The 21,602-nt window shown below is 73.1% G+C and carries 20 protein-coding genes; 9 read left to right on the forward strand and 11 right to left on the reverse strand.

What is annotated here, in order from left to right:
* Positions 1-313: 313 nt before the first annotated feature.
* Complete coding sequence (gene rsgA, locus LADH09A_RS00965) at positions 314-1,384, reverse strand: ribosome small subunit-dependent GTPase A (protein WP_238642827.1); 1,071 nt, start codon at positions 1,382-1,384, stop codon at positions 314-316.
* Between the two features lie 179 nt (positions 1,385-1,563).
* Here rsgA and LADH09A_RS00970 point away from each other — a divergent pair, with 179 nt between their 5' ends.
* A complete protein-coding gene (locus LADH09A_RS00970) occupies positions 1,564-2,280 on the forward strand; it encodes a maleylpyruvate isomerase family mycothiol-dependent enzyme (RefSeq protein ID WP_238642828.1) in 717 nt (238 codons plus the stop codon).
* Between the two features lie 7 nt (positions 2,281-2,287).
* Entirely contained in the window at positions 2,288-2,941 is a 654-nt protein-coding gene (locus tag LADH09A_RS00975; RefSeq protein ID WP_238642829.1) for an MBL fold metallo-hydrolase, read from the forward strand.
* 222 nt (positions 2,942-3,163) lie between these two features.
* On the opposite strand, the gene LADH09A_RS00980 is transcribed toward LADH09A_RS00975, so the two are convergent.
* Positions 3,164-3,772 (reverse strand): DedA family protein, encoded by a 609-nt coding sequence (locus LADH09A_RS00980; protein ID WP_238642830.1) that lies wholly within the window; start codon positions 3,770-3,772, stop codon positions 3,164-3,166.
* 101 nt (positions 3,773-3,873) lie between these two features.
* Entirely contained in the window at positions 3,874-4,569 is a 696-nt protein-coding gene (locus tag LADH09A_RS00985; protein WP_238642831.1) for a class I SAM-dependent methyltransferase, read from the reverse strand.
* A 181-nt stretch (positions 4,570-4,750) separates the two neighbouring features.
* Here LADH09A_RS00985 and LADH09A_RS00990 point away from each other — a divergent pair, with 181 nt between their 5' ends.
* On the forward strand, positions 4,751-4,954 hold the full coding sequence (locus tag LADH09A_RS00990) for a cold-shock protein (RefSeq protein WP_007462771.1): 204 nt from the start codon (positions 4,751-4,753) through the stop codon (positions 4,952-4,954).
* 48 nt (positions 4,955-5,002) lie between these two features.
* Here LADH09A_RS00990 and LADH09A_RS00995 read toward each other — a convergent pair whose 3' ends face one another.
* The 5 genes from LADH09A_RS00995 to LADH09A_RS01015 all read right to left on the reverse strand — a co-directional run bounded on the left by LADH09A_RS00995 (position 5,003) and on the right by LADH09A_RS01015 (position 10,203).
* Positions 5,003-6,283 (reverse strand): MFS transporter, encoded by a 1,281-nt coding sequence (locus LADH09A_RS00995; RefSeq protein WP_238642832.1) that lies wholly within the window; start codon positions 6,281-6,283, stop codon positions 5,003-5,005.
* The gene (locus tag LADH09A_RS01000) at positions 6,280-6,861 is read right to left on the reverse strand and encodes an ArsR/SmtB family transcription factor (RefSeq protein WP_238642833.1); all 582 of its coding nucleotides are present in this window, start codon (positions 6,859-6,861) and stop codon (positions 6,280-6,282) included. The genes LADH09A_RS00995 and LADH09A_RS01000 overlap by 4 nt, the downstream gene beginning before the upstream one ends.
* 112 nt (positions 6,862-6,973) lie before the next feature.
* Positions 6,974-7,846 (reverse strand): hypothetical protein, encoded by an 873-nt coding sequence (locus LADH09A_RS01005; protein ID WP_372492200.1) that lies wholly within the window; start codon positions 7,844-7,846, stop codon positions 6,974-6,976.
* 159 nt (positions 7,847-8,005) lie between these two features.
* Positions 8,006-9,682, reverse strand: coding sequence for a CocE/NonD family hydrolase (locus LADH09A_RS01010; protein WP_238642835.1), 1,677 nt, complete (start codon positions 9,680-9,682; stop codon positions 8,006-8,008).
* A gap of 5 nt (positions 9,683-9,687) precedes the next feature.
* Positions 9,688-10,203 carry a MarR family winged helix-turn-helix transcriptional regulator gene (locus LADH09A_RS01015; protein ID WP_238642836.1) on the reverse strand — a complete coding sequence of 172 codons (516 nt, stop codon included), beginning with the start codon at positions 10,201-10,203 and terminating at the stop codon, positions 9,688-9,690.
* Between the two features lie 124 nt (positions 10,204-10,327).
* Here LADH09A_RS01015 and LADH09A_RS01020 point away from each other — a divergent pair, with 124 nt between their 5' ends.
* Positions 10,328-12,451, forward strand: coding sequence for an MMPL family transporter (locus LADH09A_RS01020; RefSeq protein ID WP_238642837.1), 2,124 nt, complete (start codon positions 10,328-10,330; stop codon positions 12,449-12,451).
* A 51-nt stretch (positions 12,452-12,502) separates the two neighbouring features.
* On the opposite strand, the gene LADH09A_RS01025 is transcribed toward LADH09A_RS01020, so the two are convergent.
* Positions 12,503-13,378, reverse strand: coding sequence for a lytic transglycosylase domain-containing protein (locus LADH09A_RS01025; protein WP_238642838.1), 876 nt, complete (start codon positions 13,376-13,378; stop codon positions 12,503-12,505).
* A gap of 34 nt (positions 13,379-13,412) precedes the next feature.
* Positions 13,413-14,831, reverse strand: a complete 1,419-nt coding sequence (locus LADH09A_RS01030; RefSeq protein ID WP_238642839.1) for a DedA family protein — start codon at positions 14,829-14,831, stop codon at positions 13,413-13,415.
* Between the two features lie 133 nt (positions 14,832-14,964).
* On the opposite strand from LADH09A_RS01030, the gene typA reads away from it, so the two are divergent.
* The 3 genes from typA (at position 14,965) to LADH09A_RS01045 (ending at position 18,560) form a co-directional block, all read left to right on the forward strand.
* Positions 14,965-16,833: a translational GTPase TypA gene (gene typA / locus LADH09A_RS01035; RefSeq protein ID WP_238642840.1), complete on the forward strand. Its 1,869-nt coding sequence runs from the start codon at positions 14,965-14,967 to the stop codon at positions 16,831-16,833.
* Between the two features lie 120 nt (positions 16,834-16,953).
* Complete coding sequence (locus tag LADH09A_RS01040; RefSeq protein ID WP_238642841.1) at positions 16,954-17,805, forward strand: serine hydrolase; 852 nt, start codon at positions 16,954-16,956, stop codon at positions 17,803-17,805.
* Between the two features lie 53 nt (positions 17,806-17,858).
* Positions 17,859-18,560 carry a lysoplasmalogenase gene (locus LADH09A_RS01045; protein WP_238642842.1) on the forward strand — a complete coding sequence of 234 codons (702 nt, stop codon included), beginning with the start codon at positions 17,859-17,861 and terminating at the stop codon, positions 18,558-18,560.
* Here LADH09A_RS01045 and LADH09A_RS01050 read toward each other — a convergent pair.
* Positions 18,529-19,326, reverse strand: a complete 798-nt coding sequence (locus LADH09A_RS01050; RefSeq protein WP_238642843.1) for a tyrosine-protein phosphatase — start codon at positions 19,324-19,326, stop codon at positions 18,529-18,531. The two genes, LADH09A_RS01045 and LADH09A_RS01050, sit on opposite strands and share 32 nt — an antisense overlap.
* A 44-nt stretch (positions 19,327-19,370) precedes the next feature.
* Here LADH09A_RS01050 and LADH09A_RS01055 point away from each other — a divergent pair, with 44 nt between their 5' ends.
* A complete protein-coding gene (locus LADH09A_RS01055; protein WP_238642844.1) occupies positions 19,371-20,468 on the forward strand; it encodes a mandelate racemase/muconate lactonizing enzyme family protein in 1,098 nt (365 codons plus the stop codon).
* A 58-nt stretch (positions 20,469-20,526) separates the two neighbouring features.
* Positions 20,527-21,453 carry a C40 family peptidase gene (locus tag LADH09A_RS01060; protein ID WP_238642845.1) on the forward strand — a complete coding sequence of 309 codons (927 nt, stop codon included), beginning with the start codon at positions 20,527-20,529 and terminating at the stop codon, positions 21,451-21,453.
* Positions 21,454-21,602: the final 149 nt, after the last annotated feature.

Genomic DNA, 21,602 nt, shown 5'->3' on the forward strand with positions numbered 1-21,602 from the left:
ACTGACGTCACGCAGGTTGTGCTCGCGCGCGCCACGGATAATCAGTCGGTCGGCCACGGTGCGTGTACTCCCGGGAGAAGACGAAGCGAAGGATCTGTCCCGCTCTGGGTGATTGTGAGCGGTCGTGCGGGCGCGGAAAACACGCCTCGGCAACTCTAGCCCCGAGGTACGACAGTTTCCCTCGCCCGCACATTCCCCCAGCTCAGCCCGGTCGGCCGCACCGCGTCGAGCGCCCGCGGCCCGCGCCGAGCGCCCGCCGGCCGCCAGCCCGCAGCCCGCTGCCCGCAGCCGGCAGCCGGCAGCCGGCAGCCGGTCAGTAGCCCCCGGGCGACGGCGGCCGGGCCGACCGGCGTCGGGCCGACCGCCATCCGCCGCGCCGTTCCGCCGCCACCCGCGCCTCCCGCCGTCGGCTCTCGTGGGCCACCTCACCCTGGAGCCGACGCCAACTCTCCCACCGACGGGTGGAGAGCTCCCCGGTGTGCAGCGCGTCGCGGACCGCGCAGGCCGGCTCGCCGTCGTGCCCGCAGTCGGCGTACCGGCAGCCCTCGGCCAGCCCGGCGATGTCGGCGAACGCCCGGTCGAGCCCGGCGGCGCCGTCGAGCAGGCCGACCGCCCGCACACCGGGGGTGTCGATCACCGCGCCCCCGCCGGGGATCGGTACGAGGGCTCGCCAGGTGGTGGTGTGCCGACCCTTGCCGTCGACCCGGCGGATCGCCTGTGTTGGCATCACCACGGTGCCGGCGAGGGCGTTGACCAGGCTCGACTTGCCGGCACCGGAGGGCCCCAGCAGGCCGAGCGTGCGCCCGGGCGTCACCTCGGCGCGCAGTGGCTCCAGCCCGGTGCCACGCTCGGCGCTGACCGGCAGCACCGGCACGCCCGGTGCGACGGCGGCGAGTTGGCGGGCCAGCGCGGCCGGGTCGGCCGCGAGGTCGGCCTTCGTCAGTACGACCAGCGGTCGGGCGCCGGACTCGTGGGCCAGGGCGAGCAGGCGCTCGATCCGGCCCACGTCCGGCTCGGGGTGCACCGGCTCCACCACGGCGGCCGCGTCGAGGTTGGCGGCCAGCACCTGGCCGCTGGCGTCCTTGCCGGCGGTACGCCGGATCAGCGCGCCCCGCCGGGGCAGCACGGCCTCCACGGTGACGCGGCGGTCCGGCCAGTGGGTGAGCAGGACCCAGTCCCCGGCGCAGGGCAGCGCGGACGGGTCCCGGGCGGCGGCGGCGAGCACCGCCCCGCCCAGGCTGGCCCGGAGCGGGCCGGTCGCGGTGAGCACGGTGCAGACGCCCCGGTCCACCCGGGCCACCCGACCCGGGTGGTGCTCGCCGCGTCGCTCGGCGTACGCCGCCCGCTCGGCGTCCCAGCCGAGGGCGGTCAGATCGATCGTCATGGCATCCTCATCGGTGTCGAAGCTGGTGATGGCGGAACACGCGTGCCAGGTCCGGCATGATCAACCACCTCCGTCCGATGTCCCGGTGCCGCGTCTGCCGCTGACGGTAGGTCGCGCGCCGACGCGCCGAAAGCGATTTCCCCGGCGACGTCGCGACGGCGGACCGCTAGGGTCGACGGGTGACCACGGACCCGCTGCTGCTGATGGGCGAGGTGGACGCGGCCACCAGCCGACTTCTGCGTACCGCCGCTGCTTTCGACGCCGCGGACCTGGCCGCCGCGTCGCGGCTGCCGGGCTGGACGCGCGGGCACGTGCTGGCGCATCTGGCCCGCAACGCCGACGGTTTCGTCAACCTGCTCACCGCGGCCCGCACCGGGCAGGCGCTGCCGATGTATTCCTCGCTGGCGGCCCGCACCGCGGACATCGACGCCGGCGCGGGCCGGCCGCCCGGCGAGCACCTGGACGACCTGCGGCGCACCGCCGACCTGTTCGCCGAAGCGGTCACGGCGATGCCGGCCGAGGCCTGGGCGGCGACGGTGCAGGCGCGTATGGGCCCCTGGCCGGCCGCGCTGCTGGTCTGGGGCCGGCTGCGGGAGATCGAGGTGCACCACCTCGACCTGGCCGCCGACTACGGGCCGGCCGACTGGTCGGAGACGTTCGCCCACCGACTGCTGCGCGAGGCCGCCAGCCACCACGCCACCGGGCCGACACCGCCGTCGATGGTGCTGCGCCTCGACGGGAGCGAGCACGACGTGGTGCTCGGCGACCGCGACGGCGCCCCGATCGTCGCCGGTCCCGTTTCCGACCTCGCCGCCTGGCTGATCGGCCGTGCCGGCGGCGAACCGCTCTCCGTCACGCCCGACGGTCCCCTGCCTACTCCACCGGAATGGATCTAGAAACCTCATGACTTACAGCGGAGACGTCACGCACGGCGGCGCGCCGGCGGTACGGGAGCTGGACGGGCTCACCATCAGCAAGTTGTCGGTGGGCCCGATGGACAACAACGCCTACCTGCTGCGCTGCACGGGCACCGGTGACCAGGTGCTGATCGACGCCGCCAACGAGGCGCCCCGGCTGCTGGAGCTGATCGGCGACGGTGGGCTCACCGCCGTGGTGACGACCCACCAGCACATGGATCACTGGGTGGCGCTGGAGGAGGTGGTCGCCAAGACCGGCGCCCGGGCGCTGGTGCACGCCGACGACGCCGCCGGGCTGCCGATCGAGGCGGAGCGTCTGGCCGACGGCGACACCGTGGCGGTGGGTGACTGCGCGCTGGAGGTCATCCACATCAAGGGGCACACCCCGGGGTCGATCGCGCTGCTCTACCGCGACCCGGCCGGCACCCCGCACCTCTTCACCGGTGACAGTCTTTTCCCCGGTGGGGTGGGCAACACCGACAAGGACCCGGAGCGCTTCGCCGCGCTGATCGACGACGTCGAGCACAAGCTGTTCGACCAACTGCCGGACGACACCTGGTTCTACCCCGGCCACGGCAGCGACAGTACCCTGGGAGCCGAACGCCCAGCCCTCCCCCAGTGGAAAGCAAGAGGCTGGTAACAGACCAGCAGCAACCCCAACGAAACGCTGACCGTTCACCCTCAAGATCTCTCAACCCCCGACGGCGGCGGCGCGCTCGCACGAGCCGCGCCCGCAACGGGGGCGGGGCCTGCCGTGCCCGGCGCAGGGATCAAGCCTGACCGCCCGGAGCCGGGCACGGCAGGCCCGCCCCTCAACCGCAACCACCGACCGGCCGAGCAACCACCGACCCAAACAGCAACCTCAGCCAGTCACAGCGAACAACCGCCGCCGAGCCCCCAGCAGCACGACGGAAGCCAACACCACCCCGACCCCCATGGTGACCAGCAGCGGGCTCGGGTCCCCCGGCAGCAGCCCGGCCAGCGACCGCGACGCGGTGCCCAGCGCGAGGTAGAGACCGGCCCAGGCGGTCGCGCCGAGTGCGGCGCAGCCGAGGAATCGGCGGTACGACATCCGCAGCCCGCCGGCGGCCAGCGGAAGCAGCGCGTTGAACACGGGCAGGAAGGGCGCGACGACCATCATCCGACCGCCACCGCGACGCAGGATGCCCTCCGCCGCCGTCCAGCGCGTCTCGCCGATCCAGCCGCCGACCCGACTGTGCCGTAGCTGCTCGGAGTAGCGGCGGCCGATGAGGAAGCTCAGCGACCAGCCGGCCAGGCAACCGACCAGGACTGCGGCGAAGGTGGCCAGCCCGGTGGTCGGGCGGCCCACGCCGACGGCGGCCAGGATCGCCACGTCGCCGGGGATCAGGACACCCAGCAGGGGTACGGCGTCGAAGAGCATGACGAGCCCGAGCGCACCCATCAGCAGCAGAACGGGCAGTTCACCGATCTGGGCCAGCCATTGCGTCATGCCTCGTACGCTATGGCCGCCGCACCACTTCGGACATCCGGTTTCAGCCCCCAGCCACCCCTGGTATCGGTCTCGGGGTCGCCCCTGAGGGGCGTCCACACTCAGACGGGTCGCAGCACCTGTACGCGGCGTAGCGACGAGTCGACCGACGGTTCGGTGGTGGGCACCGGATAGTCGGCCAGCACGGTCAGGCGGTCCGTCGGCAGGTGGCCCCGGCCGGGGTCCCCGACCAGCACGTCGGCGCCCGCCGCGGCGGCCCGTTGGAGGAACGGCAGCATCCGGTCGGCCATCGCGCGGTCGTAGAAGACGTCTCCGGCGACCACCAGGTCGGCCTTCGCGTCGGCGCTGTCGAGCAGGTCGTCCCCGACGGCGTCGACGGCGACCCGGTTGACGCGCGCGTTGAGCGTGACGGCGGCGACGGCGTACGGGTCGATGTCGTTGGCGGTCACCTGCGTGGCGCCGGCCAGCGCGGCGGCGATGGCGACCAGTCCCGACCCGGCGGCGAGGTCGAGCACCCGGCGACCGGCGGCCAGCTCCGGGTGGTCGAGGAGGTGACGGGCCAGTGCCTGACCTCCCGCCCACGCGGACGCCCAGTACGGCGCCGGTAGGGCGTGCCCGGCGGCGGCTTCCATCCGGGCCCACCAGACGATCGCGTCCTCGGCCAGGTGCAGCCGCACCTCGGGCACGAACGGGGTGGGGACCAACCGGAGCCGGTCCAGGCCGGCGCCTGGCGCGCCGATTTCGCGTTCCAGCTCGGTCAGCGCGTCGGCTGCGGCACCTGTCATCGGCGCAAGCATGCCCCAGCGACGGGTGATCGGGGCGGGTTTCACATGCCGCCGCGCAGAGTTCACTCGACTTCACACGAAGACCTACGGCACTTCGGCCAGCGGATCGGGGTTTCGCCCGTTACTGTCGGACAGGTACGGGCGATCATCGGCCAGAGGCCGAGGGTCAGCCGCTTTGAACAGGGAGAGATGCATGGCAACCGGCACGGTTAAGTGGTTCAACTCGGAAAAGGGCTTCGGTTTCATCGAGCAGGATGGCGGAGGGCCGGACGTGTTCGTCCACTACTCCGCGATCGCGTCGAGCGGCTACCGGGAGCTCAACGAGGGCCAGAAGGTCGAGTTCGAGGTGACCCAGGGGCAGAAGGGTCCGCAGGCGGACAACGTCCGCCCGATGTAGCTCCGTGCCGGTGACGGCGGCCGGTCTCCGGCCGCCGTCGCAGCGCACTCAAGACGCCGCCGGGGCGGCGGGCAGGTCCCGCCGCCTCCGGATCGGCCCGATCAACAGAATCAACGGGGTGAGCGCCAACCAGGCGGTCATCGCGAATATTGCTGTCCCGACGCCGTAGCGCGCGCCGATCGCACCGGCCAGCACGGCTGCCAGCGGGATCGTGCCGTAGTTGAGCAGATGCATGCTCACCGTCACCCGGCCCAGCAGGTGGTGCGGTGTGTAGGTCTGCCGGAAGGCACCCTTGACAACGTTGCCGATGGCCACGCCGAGGCCGATCAGCAGGCCGCCGAGGGCTGGCCAGGCCAATCCGATGCCCGGTGCGGCGAGCGGGATGAGCAGCGCCGGCGGCCCGGTGAACACCGCCCCGATCAGCAGCGCCCGCGCGGTGCCGTAGCGCCGGCCCAGCGTGGTGGCGAGCAGCGCGCCGACGATTCCTCCGGCACTCATCACCGCGACCAGCGCGCCCACCAGGCCCGGTTCGAGGCGCAACTCACGGACCAGGAACACCACCAGGACGGCCTGGTAGCCGATCAGCCCGATGTTGCTGGCCGCGCCGAAGACCGCCAGCACCCGCAGGTACGGGTCCCGGATGACGAAGCGCAGCCCCTCGCCGATGTCGCGGCGCAGTGACCGGGACCGGTCGGCCCGGCGTGCGCGCGGCTCGACCGTGCGGATCCGCAGCAGGAGGACGGCGGAGAGCAGGAACGTGAGCGCGTCCAGCACCAGCGCGACGACGGCACCGGTGAGCTGGGCGATCAGGCCGGCGAGGCCGGGCCCGACGACGTAGCTGACGGTCTGGGTCGCCTGGAGTTTCGCGTTGCCCTCCGGCAGCTGCTCGGGTCGCAGCAGCACCGGCAGGTACACCTGGTCGGCGGTTTCGAAGAAGACCCGCGCGGCACCGGCGCTGAGGGCGACCACCAGCAGGTGCGCCACGGTGAGCCGGCCCAGCACGGCGGCGAGCGGCACGCTGAGGAACGCCAGCGCGCAGAACAGGTCGCACACCACCATCACCGACCGGCGGGGCAGCCGGTCCATCCACGCGCCGGCCGGCAGGCCGATCAGCAGCCAGGGCAGCCAGGCCGCGGCGGTGAGCACCGCCACCTGGAAGGTGCCGGCGTCGAGGACGGCGACCGCGACCAGGGGCAACGCGACGGTGGTGACGTTGCTGCCGACGCTGCTGATGGCCTGGCCGGCCCAGAGCAGCCGGAAGTCGCGGTGCCGCAGCAACCCGCCGGCCGGGCGGACCGGCGTCGGGTCGCTGCGGGTGGCGGCGGTCACGGTCGCGCCGGCACGCCGTGGACGAACACGAAGACCGGCCGGCGGCCGGCGTCGTCATCGTCGTCGGGCAGGTCCCGGTTGGCCCAGCGCGCGAGGAGGTCGATCATCTCGCGGCTCAGCTCGGCCAGTTCGGCGGGCGTGAGGCGTAGCCAGTGGTCGGTGGAGAACGGGGCGTCGTCCCAGGTCGCCTGGGTGCTCTCGTCAGCGGCGTGCCACGCCCGGGCCAGGGCGACGTGCCGGTCCAGGTTGAGCGAGGTGGCGGCGTCGGCGACCGCCCGGGCGGCCGGGTCGGCGTCGAAGTCGGCGTTGGACCAGCGCAGTGCTCGGGTGACGAGCCGCCACCACCGCTCGCGCCGGTCCCGGGCCAGCTCGGGGGCCTCGGTGACCAGGTCCGCGGCGGCGAGGACCTTGAGGTGGTGGCTGACGTTGGCCGGCGCCTGGTCGGTGCGTTCGGCGAGCTGGCCGACGGTCGAGGGGCCGTGCACCTTGAGCACGTCCATCAGGCGGCGACGCAGCGGGTGGGCCATGGCGGCCAGCACCCGCGAATCGGTGATCTGGCGTACGTCGGGCATCTCCATACCGCCACGATGGCATCCGCAACAATTCTTGTGCAACAGATATTGCCCAACAGTTGTTGCGGACCGGAACTGCGAAGAGGGGCGGCCCGGCGGCGAACGGGCCGCCCCCCGCTCAGGCGACCAGTCGGCGGGCCAACTCGTCGGCGACCTGCTTGGCGATGGTGGGCGGGATGGCCGCGGCGATATCAGCCGGCGTCAGCCCTGCGAGGACACCCTCGATGATCGCCGCCTCGTCGGTGAAGTCCTTTCCGGCCAGTGCGTTGAGCGTGGCCTGCAGGGCGGTGAGCTGCTTCGTCATCGCCTGCAGGTTCCAGTTTCCGGTCACCGGGGCACCAGTCTCGTCCCGGCCCTCGGCCATCCGGGTGTAGATCTGCCCGATCGGGTTGCGACCGTCGAGCACGGTGAGGTTCTTGTGGACGGTGGCCAGCCAGTTGTGCTCTTCGGGGGTCATGTCGTCGTCCTCCAGGAGTCCGATGGAACTGAGATAGCGGCGGAACAATGGCCGCTGGTCGCGGCCCGCCTTGATGGCATCACGAAAGAAGCTGAAGTGGGTGTGCCAGCGGTGCGAGCTGTCGCCCGTGCTGCGCTTGTCGAGGCGGTCCCACCGCTTCACCGTCTTGCCGTCGGGGCTGTAGATGATCTCGCGGATGTCCCGGGTGTCCGCCGCGTTCGCGGCACACTGGGCCACGCACCAGACCGAGAAGCTGGCCATGGTGTGCGTGCGGCCACCGGAGCGGACCTCGAACTGGCCGACGTCCAGCGCCGCCGCGTCGAGGGTCAGCCCGGCCCGGTCGCGCGGTGACTCGACCACCGAGTAGTCGTTCGTGACCACCCGGTCCGATCCGCAGTGGTAGCCGCCGCGGTGGGCCGGATCGCCGACGATGCCGACCTCCGCCGGGTCCAGGTCGTCCGGGCCGGGGGCGTTGTCGAGGTGAGTGAGGAGCAGGGTTCTGAGGGCCAACAGATTAGCCGGGGCCCGGGTCATGGGGTCCCCCTCTCGAATGGGGCGGGGACCGGGCACGACGTCACACCGCGTACGCGGTGCTGGGCTTTGGGCGAGCCCGGTCTGCTGATGCACGGCGCCGGGCGTTGACCCAACCATAGCCCGCATTTGCGGTGAATGCCCAGCTCAGGTGGGCTCTGTTCAGATAGGAGACTGTGCTGGGGCAGAGTGGACGATCGGCAACAGCAGCGCCGAGGGGTGCGCCGGGTCATGCAGAACCTGCCGCCAGCCGGCACGCAGCGTGATCGCCGTGCCGAGGGGTTCCCCGGTGCCGGGGTTGCGCGCCCAGCGCGGATGGGCGCCGCCGCCGACCTGCACCCGCAGCCGGTGCCCGGCGGCGAACCGGTACGCGGTCGGCCAGAGCGGCACCGGGACCCGCAGCGCCCCGGAGGGGTCGACCGGGAAGCGGTCGGGTGTCACCCGCACCAGACCGTCGCAGACGTTCCACGAGCGACCCCGCTGGTCCACGTCGCACAGTCGCACGAAGACGTCCAGGTGTGGCAGCTCGCTGCGGACGTGGATCTCGGCGCGTACCGGGCCGATCACCTCGACCGGCCCGGTCAGCGGGGCACTGGTATAGGTCAGCACGTCGGGGCGGGCCTCGACGGGCCGGTTGTCCACCGGGCCGGCGCGCTGGGCGACGAGCAGCGGCCCGCCCAGCGACGGGGTGGGGTCGGCCGGGTCGTAGCGGAACGCGTCGGGCGTCGAGGTCACCGGTGGGCGTACCGCCAGCTCACCGCCCGGATGCAGGTGCCAGGCGGTCTCGACCGCCGGTGGTGGCCAGGCCGGCAGGTCCCGCCAGCCGCCGCCGGGACCGCTCACGTGCAGCCGTACCGGGGCCTTCCGGAGTGGGTGCTCGCTCGCCGGCGGCGTGGCCGTCAGGTGCTCGTCGAGCCAGGCCAGCCCCTCGCTCAGGGCGGCCACGAACAGGCCGGGGCTGCCGTGTGTCCAGGGGCCGATCACCAGTCGCGGCTGGGCGCCGGCGGCGCACAGGGTGGCATGGTCGTCGAGCTGGGCGGGCAGGAAGATGTCGTGCCAGCCGGTGACCATGATCACCGGCGCCCGCACCCGGGCCACCCGGTCGGCGAAGACCCGGGTCCGCCAGTAGACGGCGTCCGGGCTGTGGTGGCGCAGCCACTCCTGGAAGAAGGGGATGGTCACGCCGGTGGCCACCCGGTCGGCGTCCACGAGCGGCAGGTGTGTCAGCGCGGCGGCCAGCCGGGGCTGCCCGCGCTTGAGCTCCCACTGCCGGGCCAGCCACGGCACGGTCTGCGCGTGCAGCAGCTCCGCCCAGGTCAGCACCGTGTCCAGGGCGAAGGACTCCCCCGCGTACGTCGAGTCGCGGGTGGCCGAGGCGGTCACCACCGCGACCATCGCGCGCAGCTCCTCGCCGGCGTCGGCGGCCAGCGCCCACTGCGCGAAGCCCTGGTAGCTGACCCCGAACATGCCGAGCCGGCCGGCCCACCAGGGCTGGCGGCGCAGCCAGTCCAGGGTGTCCGACCCGTCGTCGCGCTCGTGCACGAGCGGGGCGAAGGTCCCACCGGAGCCGTCCGTGCCCCGGCAGGACTGGATCACCGCGTGCCGGCCCCGCGCGGCGAGCAGCCGGCCGAGCAGGCGCAGCGGGCCGCCCCGCCCGTACGGGGTGCGGATCAGCACGGTCGGCGCGTCCGGGCCTGCCGGGGCGTAGTGGTCGGTGCTCAGCACCACGCCGTCGCGGGCCCGGACCGGGATGTCGCGGGTGACCCGCACCGGGCCGGGCCGGGTCGGTGGCAGCCGCAGCGCGGCGGCGGCGAGGCGGGCGGCGAGCCGGTCCGGCACCGAGGTCAGCCCGTCGGGCGGCGGGGCGACTCGGGCCGGGCGGCGCGTACCGCGTCGCGGTGGCCCCGCAGAGACTCGCTCATCTCCGCCATGAACCGGTGCACGATCTCCAGCTCGTCCTCGCCGAAGCGGGCCATCACGGTGTCGGTACGGGCGCCCAGCGGCTGGAAGAACCGCATGGCCAGGGCGGCGCCCTGGTCGGCGTAGTGCAGCAGCACCTTGCGCCGGTCGACGGTGTCGCGGTCGCGGCGGATGTGGCCGGCCCGCTCGAGCCGGTCGATCAGGGCGGTGACCGAGCCGGAGGAGAGGTTGAGCTGCTCACCGAGCCGGCCGGGGGTGATCGGATCACCGAGCAGCTCGGCGTCCATCACGGCGATCAGGGCCTGCAGGTCGGTCGGGTTGAGCCCGTGCAGGTTGGCGAAGGCGTGGCCGACCTGCTGGGCGTCCACCGCGTACCGCCGGAGGTTGTTGGTGATCTCCGCGACCAGCTGCTCGCGGCGCGTGTCGCGCCGTCGGTACATGCCGTGAGTCGCCACCTCGCGCCGCTTCTTCCCGTCGTCGGTTCCCCGGGTTGCAGCATAGAACAGCCGCCGATAATCTCGACAGTCAAGATACTTGGCTTCCGAAGGACCCTGAGGTCACCTGATGTCTGTGTTCACCAGAGTCGCCCGCGGCCGGCTGGCCGCCTGGCTCACCGTGGCCGCGGCGATCGTCGTCGCCGCGGCCGTCTTCGGGACACCCCAGCCGGACAACCCGGCACCGGTCTCCGCCACCGGCCTGTCCGTGCAGTGGCAGTCGACCCAGGTGCAGCGCCTCCAGGACCAGCTGCCGTCCAGCGACGTGCAACCGGCCATCGTGGTGGTCAGCCGGGGCGACCGGGCCGCGCTGAGCGACGCCGACCGGGCCAGCGTCGACGCCCGCGCCGGCGACCTGCGCCGCTTCGCGGTGGGTGGGCAGGTCAGCCCCGCACAGGTCTCCCCGGACGGCACGGTGGCCCTCATCGCCGTCCCGGTCGACACCGCCGGCGGGCAGGAGGCCGTCACCGAGACGGTGACCCAGCTGCGCACCGCCCTGGCGGACCTGCCCGGGTTGACCGTCGAGGTGACCGGCTCCCCCGCCTTCACCGCCGACCTCTCCTCGGTGTTCGACGGCGCCGACATCACCCTGCTCGCGGTGACCGCCGCCGTCGTGGCGGTGCTGCTGCTGATCACCTACCGCAGCCCGTTCCTGTGGATCGTGCCGCTGGCCGTGGTCGCGGCGACCGAGCAGCTCACCCTGCGCGCGGTGGACACCATCGTGCCGGCCGTCGGCATCAACCTCCAGCAGGGCCAGGTCACCGGCATCGCCAGTGTGCTGGTCTTCGGCGCCGCCACCGACTACGCGCTGCTGCTCATCGCCCGCTACCGGGAGGAGCTGCGGCGCGAGGAGGACCGGTTCGCAGCGATGCGTGCCGCGTTGCGCCGCACCGCCGAGCCCATCCTCGCCAGCGGCGGCACCGTGATCCTCGGCGTCCTCACGCTGCTGCTCAGCGAGCAGGAAACCAACCGGGCGCTGGCGGTGGCCTGCGCCACCGGTGTGGTCTTCGCCATGCTCTCGGCCCTGTTCGTGCTCCCCGCCGTCCTGGTGCTCTTCGGTCGGGGTCTGTTCTGGCCGTTCGTGCCCCGCGTCGGTGGCCCGGCCCGTGAGGGACGGCTCTGGGGCCGGCTCGGCACCGCCGTCGAGCGCCGCCCGGTGGTGGTCGCGGTGCTGGCCACGCTGCTGCTCGGCGGTCTGGCCCTCGGCGGCCTCGGGATCCGCACCGGCCTGTCCGAGACCGAGCAGTTCCGGGCCGAGCCCGAGGCGGTGACCGGGGCGCAGACCCTCGCGAGGGCCTTCCCCGCCGGCAGCACCCAGCCGGTGGCCGTGCTCACCACCCCGGCGGCGGTGCGGGCGGTCACCGAGGCCGCCAGCGCCGTGCCCGGTGTGGCCTCGGCGCGCCCCGGTGACGCCGGTGACACGGTGGCCCAGGTCGACGTGGTTCTGGAGGCCGAGCCCGGCACCACCGCCTCGGACCGCGCGGTCGAGGCGCTGCGCGAGGCGGTCGCCGCCGTTCCCGACTCCGCTCCCCCGGCCGCCGCCGGCGCCGACGCGCCGTCCGGGGCGATCGTCGGTGGCTCCGTGGCCGCCACGTACGACTCCGACGAGGCCAACGACCGCGACCTGCGACTGATCCTGCCGATCATCCTGCTGCTGGTCGGCGCCGTGCTCGTGCTGCTGCTGCGCGGTCTGCTCGCACCGCTGCTGCTGGTGCTCACCGTGATCGCGTCGTTCTTCGCGAGCCTCGGCGCGGCGTGGCTGCTCTTCGACCACGTGCTGGGCTTCCCCGCCCTGGACAGCGGTGTGCTGCTGCTCGCCTTCGTGTTCCTGGTGGCGCTCGGGGTGGACTACAACATCTTCCTGGTCACCCGTGCCCGGGAGGACGCCCGCAGCGCGGGCACCCGCGACGGGATGCTCTCCGCCCTGCGGGTCACCGGCGGAGTGATCACCAGCGCCGGGGTGCTGCTCGCCGCGGTCTTCGCCGTGCTCGGCGTGCTGCCGCTGATCACACTGACCCAGATCGGCATCATCGTCTGCATCGGCGTCCTGCTGGACACCCTGCTGGTGCGCACGGTCCTGGTGCCGGCGCTGGCATTCATGCTGGGTGAGCGCTTCTGGTGGCCCGGGCGGATCACCCGCGACCGGCCGGAGGGCATCCCGGCGTCACCGGAGGCGGTCGCCGCCCGCGACTGACCGACCGGTGCGGCGGGGGCCGGGGCGACACCGCCACGGCCCCCGTCGAGGTCAGTAGTCCAGGCAGACGCACTCGGTCATCAGCGCCCGCACGTTGCGCACGTACGACGGGTTGGGGATGGCCAGGGGTTTGCCCTCCTGCGCCACGGCGCCGTGCCCGAAGTTGTACGCGGCGATGACCGCGTTGATCAGGCACGAATTCAGCTCGGCGGTGCACAGGGCCGGATCGAGACGGTAGTCGGACTCGAAGTACATGTCGCCGATGTACTTCGTCGCCCAGGCCAGGTAGGTGGCGCCGAGGTAGGCGTTGTCCCGGTAGGCGTCGATCTCGTAGCTCTTCTCGAACCGCTGGTTCATCCAGGTCGCGGTGCCCGGCATGACCTGCATCAGCCCGACCCCGCCGTCGCAGGCGTAGATGTTGGACTGCCAGCCGCTCTCCTGCCAGGCGGTGGCCTTGAGCAGGGTGAGCGGCACCTTGATGTCCGGCGCGGACGTCGGCCAGTAGGTGCGCCCGGCCGCGTCGGTCAGCGCCGCCTTCACCTCGGCCCGGCTCGCCTGGGTGCCCTTGTACGTCGGCTTGCAGGAACTCGGCGCCGGCTTCGGCGGGGCCGGCGGGACCTGCGTCTCGGTGGGCGGCTTCGCCACGGCGAGCGGCTTCGGCGCCGTGCGGGTCGGCTTCTTCGTCGGCTTCTTCGTCGGCGTCGCGCTGCTGCTCGGCGCGGCACCCATCGACTCCACGGCGCTCACCGACGGACTCGGCTCCCCGGTGGCCTCGTCGGCGGGGGCGTCCGTCGGCGCGTCGGTGACCGCCACCGGCGCGGACACGCCCTGCGGGCTCTCCCCCTTGGCGGCGCAACCGACCAGCGCGCTCACGACCAGGAACCCGGCGAGCACCGCGGTGCCCAGCCGTTTCGTCCGTCGAACCATGCCCCGGCCTCCCCGCTGTGATGGTCGCCGCACCCTAGCAAGGTTCAACCGGGCGGCGGTGCCCCTGCGACGGAGGCTGGGCCTGCTCCGCAGGCTGCTCCAGATCCCCCACCGCCCGGTCCCTGGTGGCCCACGCCACCACGAACACCACCGTCCACAGCACCCCGAGCAGCACCGCCGCGGCCGTCCCGCTGGCCGTGTCCAGACCGAGGTAGAGCCGTGCGCCGCTGATCCCGAGCACCCCCGCGGCGGCGGCTGTCCAGGCGGCCACCGCCACCGGCCAGCGGGAACTGCGGGACACCAGCCAGGCCAGGGTGCACAGGCTCGCCGCGACCACGGCGTTCTGGGTCGGCAGCGGGGCCGACTCGCCGCCACCCGGCGCGCCGCCGTGCGGCCCGGTCAGTTCGGCGACCACGGCCAGCACCACCAGCGGCACGAACGCACCCACCGTGCCGACCACGCTGAGCAGATCCGCCCGCCAGGGTCGGTTACGCCACGCCAGCGCCGCCGCCACCAGTGCCACCAGCACGATCAGCACCGACCCTCGTACCACCGACACCACGAGCATCGTGGCGTCGGCGGCACCGGGGGTACGCCGGGAGGCGAACCAGCCCGCGACGGCGCCGTCCAGGGCGGCCAACCCGCTGTTGCGCACCGCCACGGCGAGCAGACCCGCGATGGCGAGCCCGGCGGCGAAGAGCAGCAGGAGCCCGGCGGCCAGATTGAGCAGCAGCGTCCAGCCCGGCCCGATCCGCATGGCCACCAGGAAGAACAGCACCCCGTAGCGGGCCGTGAGCCAGCGCACCGGCGGCAGCGCGCCCGCCCGGGACAGCAGCGCGCGTACCGGGTCGGGGTTGCGGCCCAGCCACCGGCCGGCGAGCACCACACCCAACAGGCCGGCCAGCAGCACCAGCGCCGCCCCGGTGGCCCTGCCGAGCAGTCGGGAGACCGTGTCGTACGACTCACCGGCGAGGTGACCGAGCAGGACCGAGCCGCCCACCCAGGTCACCACCCCGGCCAGGTTCCACAGCGCGAACCGCCGGTACGGCATACCGGCCGCGCCGGCCAACCGGGGCACCAGCGTGCGGGCGAAGGCCACCCAACGGGCCGCGAACACGCCCCGACCACCCAGCCGGGCGAGCATGGCCTCGGCCCGGCCCCACCGCTGGGGCCCGACCCGGTGACCCAGCCCGGCACGCAGCCGGGGGCCGTACCGCCGTCCGGCGCGGAAGGCCAGCCCATCACCGACGACCGCCGCGACGATCATCGCCAGCAACGCCGGCCCGAGCCGCAAGGTACCGTTGTAGGTGAGGAAACCGACGAGCAGCAGGGTAGCCTCACCCGGCACGAGCAGGCCGAAGATCACCGCGGTCTCGCCCGCCACGATCAGCGCGGCGACCAGGTAGATCCACAGGGTGGGCAGACCCTGCACCCAGGTCAGCAGGTCGTGCACTCAGGCCCCCGGGACACGGGAGCCAGCATGCCAGCCGGGGGAACCACCCGGACAGCAGTTTCACCATAGATCAGGGGCACCTGGGGGTGACCCCGACGCAGCCTGCGCGAGCGCAGGCGGAAGGATAGAGGGTATGCAGCTTCGCACCGACCTCCGCAACGTCGCCATCATCGCTCACGTCGACCACGGCAAGACCACCCTGGTCGACGCCATGTTGCGGCAGGCCGGGGCGTACGGCGCCCGGGGCGAGAACACCGAGCGGGTGATGGACTCGGGTGACCTGGAGCGGGAAAAGGGCATCACGATCCTGGCCAAGAACACCGGCGTGCGCTACCTGCCGGCGGACGGCTCCGACCCGGTCACCATCAACATCATCGACACCCCCGGCCACGCCGACTTCGGTGGCGAGGTGGAGCGCGGCCTCACCATGGTCGACGGCGTGGTGCTGCTCGTCGACGCCAGCGAGGGCCCTCTGCCGCAGACCCGCTTCGTGCTGCGCAAGGCGCTGCGGGCCCGGATGCCGATCATCCTGGTGATCAACAAGGTGGACCGGCCCGACGCCCGGATCAAGGAGGTCGTGGACGACACCTACGAGCTCTTCCTCGACCTGGACGCCGACGAGGAGCAGATCGACTTCCCGATCGTCTACGCGTGCGCCCGCGACGGCATCGCCTCGCTGACCCAGCCCGCCGACGGCTCGGTGCCCGACGACAGCACCTCCCTGGAGCCGCTGTTCCGCACCCTGCTCGACACCATCCCGCCGCCCTCGTACGACGAGGGCGCGCCGTTGCAGGCGCACGTCACCAACCTCGACGCCTCGCCGTTCCTCGGCCGGCTGGCGCTGTGCCGGGTCCGCCAGGGCACCATCAACAAGGGTCAGACGGTGACCTGGTGCCGCACCGACGGCAGCACCCACCGGGTCCGCATCTCCGAGATGCTGATGACCGAGGGCCTGGAGCGCACGTCGGCCGAGACCGCCGGCCCGGGCGACATCATCGCCGTCGCCGGCATCCCGGAGATCATGATCGGTGAGACCCTCGCCGACCTCGAGAACCCGGTCGCGCTGCCGCTGATCACCGTCGACGAGCCGGCCATCTCGATGACCATCGGCACCAACACCTCGCCGCTGGTCGGCCGGGTCAAGGGCGCCAAGGTCACCGCCCGCATGGTCAAGGACCGGCTCGACAAGGAGCTGATCGGCAACGTGTCGCTGCGGGTGCTGCCCACCGAGCGGCCGGACGCCTGGGAGGTGCAGGGCCGCGGTGAGCTGGCGTTGGCCATCCTGGTCGAGCAGATGCGCCGGGAGAACTACGAGCTGACCGTCGGCAAGCCGCAGGTGGTCACCAAGGAGATCGACGGCAAGACCTGCGAGCCGGTCGAGCGCCTGACCATCGACGCGCCGGAGGAGTACCTGGGCGCGATCACCCAGCTCCTCGCCACCCGTAAGGGCCGGATGGAGCAGCTGGTCAACCACGGCACCGGCTGGATCCGGATGGAGTGGCTGGTCCCGGCGCGCGGCCTGATCGGCTTCCGCACCGAGTTCCTCACCGACACCCGGGGCACCGGCATCCTGCACCACGTCTTCGAGTCCTACGAGCCGTGGTTCGGTGAGCTGCGTACCCGCAACAACGGCTCCCTGGTCGCCGACCGGGCCGGCGCGGTCACCGCCTTCGCGATGACCAACCTGCAGGAGCGCGGTCAGCTCTTCGTCGACCCGACGACCGAGGTGTACGAGGGCATGATCGTCGGGGAGAACTCCCGCTCCGACGACATGGACGTCAACATCACCAAGGAGAAGAAGCTCACCAACATGCGGCAGTCGACCTCCGACGAGACCGAGAAGCTGGTCCCGCCGCGCAAGCTCTCGCTGGAGCAGGCACTGGAGTTCTGCCGCGAGGACGAGTGCGTCGAGGTCACCCCGGCCATGGTCCGGATCCGCAAGGTGGTGCTCGACCAGCAGCTGCGGGGCCGGGCCACCGCCCGCCGCAAGCACGCCGGCTGACCCCACCAGCACCCGACACCGGGCGCGTCGGCCGCTTGCGGCCGGCGCGCCCGTCCGTTTCCCCTCGGGAGTACGCGGGCCAGCCCGACCCGCTGCCGCTGATCGGCTACGGTCACCGGCATGACCTGGGATGATCTCGACGCCCACCTGGACAGGGTGCCCGGCACCGTCTCGGCGTACGTGGGCCGACCCGACGCGCCGCCGACCTGGACCCGCCACCCGGACGCCGCCCACTACGCGGCCAGCACCATGAAGGTGGCGGTGCTCGCCGCCCTGCACCGCGCCGCCGAGGCCGGCACGCTGGACCTGGACGCCCCGGTCCCCGTGGTCAACGAGTTCGACTCCGCCCAGCCCGGCGCGCCACGGTTCTCCTGCGCGCAGCCCTACGACAACGACGACACGGTCTGGGACCGGCTCGGCGGCACCGCGTCGCTGCGCTGGCTGGCCGACCGCATGATCGTGCGATCCAGCAACCTGGCCACCAACCTGGTCATCGGTCACGTCGGGCTGCCCGCGGTGGCCGACGTGTGGGCGCGGGCCGGTGCCGGCACCAGTGTCACGGGCCGCGGCATCGAGGACTTCGCCGCCCGCGAGGCCGGCATCACCAACACGGTCACCGCCGCCGACCTGGCCGCCCTGCTCGGCGCACTGGCCGCCGGGGCCGGCACCCCGGGTCGGCTCGCCTCGCCCGCCGGCTGCGCGGCCATGCTGGACGTCCTCCTCGCCCAGGAGCACCGCGAGGACCTGGCCGCCGGCCTGCCCGAGGGCACCCGCATCGCGCACAAGAGCGGTTGGGTTCGCGGCGTCCGACACGGCGCCGGGCTGGTGCTGCCCGACGACGCCCCGCCGTACCTGATCGCCGTCTGCACCACCACCGACCTGGCCGGCGGTGACGACGAGGTCGAGGACGACGCCTGCCGGCTGCTCGCGCACATCTCCGCGCAGGTCTGGGCCGCCCGTCACCAGCTCTGACCATTACCCGCCGGTACGGCTACGCTGCTCGCACCCCCACCCCGGAGCCGCCGATGCCCCGCAGTCGCACCGTCCTCATCGTCTTCCTCGTCGTGACGGCGGCGAACCTGCTGGCCAACGCCACCGGCGGGGGCGTGGGCTTCCTGCTCACCAAGCCGCTGCTGATGCCGCTGCTGGCCGCCTACCTGTTGCGGGTCAGCGCTGAGCGCGGAGCCCGACCGGACCGGCTGGTGCTCGTCGCGCTGGCCTTCGCCACCGGCGGCGACGTCGCCCTGATGATCGACGGCACCGGCTGGTTCCTCGCCGGCATGGCCTGCTTCCTCGGCACGCACCTCTGCTACGTCGCGGCGTTCACCCGACACGGCGCCGCGACCGCGCTGCGGCGTGCGCCGCTGCTCGCGGTCCCCCTGGGGTACGCGGTGCTGACCGTCGTCGCGCTGTGGTGGATGTGGGCGGGGCTGACCGACGTGGGGCTCGCCGTGCCGGTGGCCGGCTACGCGCTCGCGCTGGCCACGATGGCCACCACCGCCGCCACCCAGGGCTGGCGGGTCGGTCTCGGCGCCGCGCTGTTCCTCGGCTCCGACCTGCTGATCGCCGCCGGGGTGGCCGAGGTGGCCCAACCACCGGGCGCGCCCGTGCTGGTCATGGCCACCTACGCCGCCGGCCAGGCGCTGATCGTGCTCGGCCTGGCCGCCCACGTCGGCACACCCCCGCGCACGCCGGTCACTCCAACAGCTGCGCCCGCAGCGCGCTGAGGGTCTCGTCGGTCAATCCCAACCCGTCGCGCAGGTACGCGTCGAACGAGCCGTGCACCCGGCGTACCTCGTCGTAGCCGGCGTCGAGGTACTCGGCGCGGACCTCCAACACCGGCAGCACCGCGTCGACGTCCAGCTCCGGCTGCCGCCGTCGCATCGCCTCCACGATCACCGCCCGAAGGCTGTCGGTCAGCTCGTTGTTGCGCAGGTAGTCGGCGCGGATGGCCGCCTCGTCCACCCCGAGCGCCGTCAACAGGATGACGGTCAGCCAGCCGGTGCGGTCCTTGCCGGCGGAGCAGTGGTAGACCAGCGGCAGGTTCTCCGGCTGGGCGGCCAGGCGCACCGCCTCCGCGAAGCCGACCCGGGCCGACTCCCCGGTGACGAACCACCGGTAGATGGCCGCCATCGCCCCCGTCGTGCCCTGCCGGGCCAGCTCCGCGTACGCGTTCAGGTCGTGGCCGAGCAGCACCGCCGACACGTACGTGAAGACCGGGTGCTCCGGGTCGTGCACCGGCAGGCACACTACCCGTGGCTCACCGGCCAGCCGATCCGCCGGGGCGACCTCGATCTCCGCGGGGGCGCGCAGATCGAGCACGCACGCGGGCCCCAGCTTCGCCAGCACCGGCAGATCCTCGTCGGTCAGCCGACCCAACGCGGGGGTGCGGAGCAACTGCCCCACCCGGACCCGCCTCCCGTCGGCACCGACGAGCCCGCCCAGATCGCGTGCGTTCGGTGCACCTACCAGCTCCCAGCCCTGCCCGGTCATCCGGTCTCCCATCCCGACGTGCGCCTGCGTATAGGGTGCCTGACATGACGATCTCGGAGGTACGCACCCACCGGGTTTCGGCCCCCTTACACACCCCGTTCGTCACCGCGTTGCGTCGTACCACCACAGTGGACACCCTCGTCGTCGAGCTCGTCGACTCGGACGGCCGTTCCGGCTTCGGCGAGGCCCCCCAGGTCTGGCAGGTGACCGGTGCGTCGGTCGCCGGCGCACGGGCGTGCGTAGGCGAGTTGCTCGGCCCCCAGCTGATCGGTCGTGACCCGGACGACCTGGTGGCCCGGTGTGCCGAGGTGCAGCGCGCCGTGGTCGGCAACGAGGCGGCGAAGGCCGCGGTGGACGTCGCCCTGCACGACCTCGCCGCCCGGCGGTTGGGCGTACCCCTGGTGCGGTTGCTCGGGGGCACCACGCTGCGGGTGCCGACGGACGTCACACTCGCGGCGGGTGACGCGGTGGACCTGGCGGCGGCGGCGCGGCAGCGGCAGGCGGACGGCTTCGGCGTGCTGAAGTTGAAGGTCGGCACCGACGCGGGCACTGACCTGGACCGCGTGCGGGCCGTTCGCGCGGCCGTCGGCCCCGGTGTGCGGATCCGGCTCGACGCCAACCAGGGGTGGACGCCCCGGGAGGCGGTCCGGGTGATTCGGGGCATCGAGGACGCCGGCCTCGACGTGGAGCTGGTCGAGCAGCCGGTGGCCCGCTGGGACCTGGACGGGCTGGCCTGGGTCAGCGACCGGGTGTCGGTGCCGATCCTGGCCGACGAGGCGGTCTTCGGGGTCCGTGACCTGGTGGAGGTGATCCGTCGTCGGGCCGCCGACCTGGTCAACGTCAAGCTGGCCAAGTGCGGCGGGTTGCACCCGGCGCGTACCCTCCTCGAACTGGCCACCGCCCACGGGCTCGGCACGGTGGTCGGCTCCATGATGGAGAGTCAGGTCGGCATCGGGGCGGCGGCGAGCCTGGTCGCCGCGTACGGCACCACGGCGGTGCCCGACCTGGACGCCGCCTGGTGGCTGGCGTGGTCGCCGGTGCAGGGAGGAATACGCTACGAAGGGGCGACTGTGGTGTTGCCCGATGCCCCTGGCCTGGGCATCTCTGGCCTCACTGAAGCAAAGGTGCAGGCGCGTGGTTGATGAGCGTTGGTTTCTTTCATAGGGTGCCCTGGACAGCCGGCTCGATCTGGGGGTTGACGTGAAGCTGCAACCGGGCCGCGAGGCCGTCGTCCGGGTCGCGGTGGCGACGCTGTGGACCTCCCCCGAGGCGGTCCGCCCGGTCGACCATCCGGCCCTGACCGCCGGCGCCGACATCCTGGCCTGGGTCGCGGGCCTGGACACCGACCAGCAGGTCGGCGACTGCGTGCTGAGCCAACTCCTGCTCGGCGAGCGGGTCCTCGTCAGCGAGCTGCGACCGGACGGCTGGGCCCGGGTCGTCGCCGTCGAGCAGCCCGCCGCCAAGCTGGACCCGCGCGGCTACCCGGGCTGGCTCCCCAGCGAGCAGCTGACCCCCGTCGATCCGTCCACCGACACCGGCACCGACCCGCCGCTGGTGGTGGACTCCACCGTCACCGGGCTGCACGCCGCTCCGAACGGCCCGGTGGTGCTGCCCGGCGTCGTCGTCGGCACCCGCCTCGTCCCGGCCGGGCCCCCGCGCGACGACTGGCGGCCGGTGCACGTCCCCGGTCACGCCGCGCCGCTCTGGCTGCCCGACGACCATCTCGTCGCCCCGTCGGCCGGGGCACCGGCCGCGGCGCAGGCGCTCGCGGTGGCGCAGCGGCTGCTGGACGTGGTCTACATCTGGGGCGGTCTCTCCGCGCACGGCATCGACTGCTCCGGGCTGGTGCACCTGGCCTGGCGGCGGTTCGGGGTGCTGCTGCCCCGCGACGCCGACGACCAGGCCGTCGCCACCACCCCGCTGGCGTTGGGGGCGGAACGCCCGGGTGATCTCTATTTCTTCGCCCGACCCGGCCGCAAGATCCACCACATCGGCATCGTCACCGCCCCGCCCGGCAACGGCGGCGAGCGGCGGATGCTGCACGCCTGCTACCGGCGGCGGCGGGTCATCGAGGAGCCCCTGCCCGCCGACCGGACCGCGACGCTGGTGGGCGCGCACCGGGTCTAGAGCTGGTTTCGGAGGTGTCGGTCGAGCCGAGCCGGAGTCCAGGCGTCGTCCGGCAAGGCGGAGCGGTGTCCGGATACCGGTGTGGTATCCGGACACCGCGACAACGCCGCCGGGCGGCGGTTGGGCCCGGCGGAGGCCGGCCAGCACTT

The organism is Micromonospora cabrerizensis (assembly GCF_022230955.1).
GTDB lineage: Bacteria > Actinomycetota > Actinomycetes > Mycobacteriales > Micromonosporaceae > Micromonospora > Micromonospora cabrerizensis.

Bases quoted from the DNA above. Each gene is read 5' to 3' on its own strand.
- rsgA (WP_238642827.1), bottom strand. From the start codon at position 1,384: ATGACGATCGATCTGACCGCCCTCGGCTGGGACGCCGAGCGGGCGGCG.
- LADH09A_RS00975 (WP_238642829.1), top strand. From the start codon at position 2,288: ATGACTTACAGCGGAGACGTCACGCACGGCGGCGCGCCGGCGGTACGG.
- LADH09A_RS00980 (WP_238642830.1), bottom strand. From the start codon at position 3,772: ATGACGCAATGGCTGGCCCAGATCGGTGAACTGCCCGTTCTGCTGCTG.
- LADH09A_RS00985 (WP_238642831.1), bottom strand. From the start codon at position 4,569: ATGCTTGCGCCGATGACAGGTGCCGCAGCCGACGCGCTGACCGAGCTG.
- LADH09A_RS00990 (WP_007462771.1), top strand. From the start codon at position 4,751: ATGGCAACCGGCACGGTTAAGTGGTTCAACTCGGAAAAGGGCTTCGGT.
- LADH09A_RS01000 (WP_238642833.1), bottom strand. From the start codon at position 6,861: ATGGAGATGCCCGACGTACGCCAGATCACCGATTCGCGGGTGCTGGCC.
- LADH09A_RS01005 (WP_372492200.1), bottom strand. From the start codon at position 7,846: ATGACCCGGGCCCCGGCTAATCTGTTGGCCCTCAGAACCCTGCTCCTC.
- LADH09A_RS01015 (WP_238642836.1), bottom strand. From the start codon at position 10,203: ATGTACCGACGGCGCGACACGCGCCGCGAGCAGCTGGTCGCGGAGATC.
- LADH09A_RS01020 (WP_238642837.1), top strand. From the start codon at position 10,328: ATGTCTGTGTTCACCAGAGTCGCCCGCGGCCGGCTGGCCGCCTGGCTC.
- LADH09A_RS01025 (WP_238642838.1), bottom strand. From the start codon at position 13,378: ATGGTTCGACGGACGAAACGGCTGGGCACCGCGGTGCTCGCCGGGTTC.
- typA (WP_238642840.1), top strand. From the start codon at position 14,965: ATGCAGCTTCGCACCGACCTCCGCAACGTCGCCATCATCGCTCACGTC.
- LADH09A_RS01040 (WP_238642841.1), top strand. From the start codon at position 16,954: ATGACCTGGGATGATCTCGACGCCCACCTGGACAGGGTGCCCGGCACC.
- LADH09A_RS01045 (WP_238642842.1), top strand. From the start codon at position 17,859: ATGCCCCGCAGTCGCACCGTCCTCATCGTCTTCCTCGTCGTGACGGCG.
- LADH09A_RS01050 (WP_238642843.1), bottom strand. From the start codon at position 19,326: ATGACCGGGCAGGGCTGGGAGCTGGTAGGTGCACCGAACGCACGCGAT.
- LADH09A_RS01055 (WP_238642844.1), top strand. From the start codon at position 19,371: ATGACGATCTCGGAGGTACGCACCCACCGGGTTTCGGCCCCCTTACAC.